This window comes from Acinetobacter sp. 226-1 (genome assembly GCF_030329325.1).
Taxonomy (GTDB): domain Bacteria; phylum Pseudomonadota; class Gammaproteobacteria; order Pseudomonadales; family Moraxellaceae; genus Acinetobacter; species Acinetobacter sichuanensis.
On the sequence record NZ_JACANU010000064.1, the window covers coordinates 1 to 743 of the forward strand.

The 743-nt window shown below is 38.2% G+C and carries 1 pseudogene; it reads left to right on the plus strand.

Annotation, left to right across the window (positions count from 1 at the left end):
* Positions 1-110: 110 nt before the first annotated feature.
* Positions 111-743: pseudogene (locus HX124_RS18105) on the plus strand (hypothetical protein); the annotation flags it as partial.

Genomic DNA, 743 nt, shown 5'->3' on the forward strand with positions numbered 1-743 from the left:
TATTAATAATGCTTGTCGAGCTCGTTCAGATCAAATGGGTTGGCCAACCAAACAAACCCAACGAAACCAAAACTCGCCACAGCAACCGATGCACCATTGAGGGATAACAAATGGATATTTTAAACGCTAAACAAGCTTTTGAAGCAATGTCATCTGGTCAAGATGTGTTATGTCGTGCAGTCGGGCAACTGCTCGACTTTAGCGAGTTGAGTCAATTCCCTGCTACAGTTTTCTTCGGTGCTGATTACGAGTTTTGCCTTGCCCCTCGTTTTATGACAATCGGTCAATTGGATCTAGAAGTACCTGAGTGCTTGCAAGGTTTTGATGACTTGATTAATTCTGCCGTGTATTACGCACCCAATCTTTTAGATGTGGATCGTCCTATTGAAATTCTAAGCACTGCTAACAATGCTACTTATTTAAAACGTTTGATCACATCAAAGCTTTTACATAAAACGTCTGATGATGCAATTGCCCATGCACGTGCATTTATCACATTGAACGGCGGTTCATTAGATCCTATTGAAGTTGAAACTGTTGTTGAGCCTAAGTCAACACCTACTATTATCATTGGTACACCAGATGACTATTTTGCTTGTATTGAATCTAAAATCTTTAAAACAGAGTCACCTGAAGATATTCAAAAAATCAGTGATGAAATTAATGCCGATCCAAAATTAAATGATGAAGATCGTAAAGATTTATTCAAAATAATGGATGCATTTCATGCTAAGGAAGAAGTT